General features: G+C 51.5%; 1 protein-coding gene and 1 pseudogene. Both read left to right on the top strand.

All coding sequences use genetic code 11. The features are described from left to right. A pseudogene (locus ACTHUR_RS16115) lies at nt 1-104 on the top strand (D-glycero-beta-D-manno-heptose 1,7-bisphosphate 7-phosphatase); the annotation flags it as partial. Between the two features lie 71 nt (nt 105-175). Next, a partial coding sequence (locus tag ACTHUR_RS16110) for a lysophospholipid acyltransferase family protein (protein WP_440392833.1) occupies nt 176-592 on the top strand: 417 nt, incomplete at its 3' end.

The raw sequence follows: 592 nt of genomic DNA, 5'->3' as shown, positions 1-592 counted from the left end.
ACCTGCCCGAACACACCCAAGTCTTCGACAACCTGCTGGCTTTCTCGCAATACATCATGCGTGAAAACACACAAATCGAAGAAGCCGCGCAAGCCATCCTATAAATGACAAGGCCGTCTGAAAACTGCCGACAACGGCGTTCAGACGGCTTTCAAACGACAGACTTTTCCCCGATATGCTGATTATCCGCAACCTGATTTACTGGTTCATCCTTTCCTCTAGCATTATTTTGCTGTTCCCCTTTATGCTGCTTGCCCTGCCCTTTCAAGGCGGCGCGCACAAAATGGCGCAAGTTTGGGTGCGTATCCTCAACTGGTCGCTCAAGCACATCATCGGCTTAAACTACACCTTAAGCGGCGCGGAAAACATTCCCGACCACCCCGCCATCATTTGCGCCAAACACCAAAGCGGCTGGGAAACCCTCGCCCTGCAAGAGATTTTTCCGCCGCAAGTCTATGTTGCCAAACGCGAACTTTTCAAAATCCCTTTCTTCGGCTGGGGCTTGAAGCTGGTCAAAACCATCGGCATCGACCGCAGCAACAGCCGCGAAGCCAACAAACAACTCTTAGAACAAGGCCTTGCGCGTAAAAAC

The sequence above is a fragment of the Neisseria sp. P0021.S007 genome (genome assembly GCF_051956855.1).
Note: the sequence above shows the minus strand (reverse complement) of the source record. Positions and strands in the feature narration are given on the sequence as shown.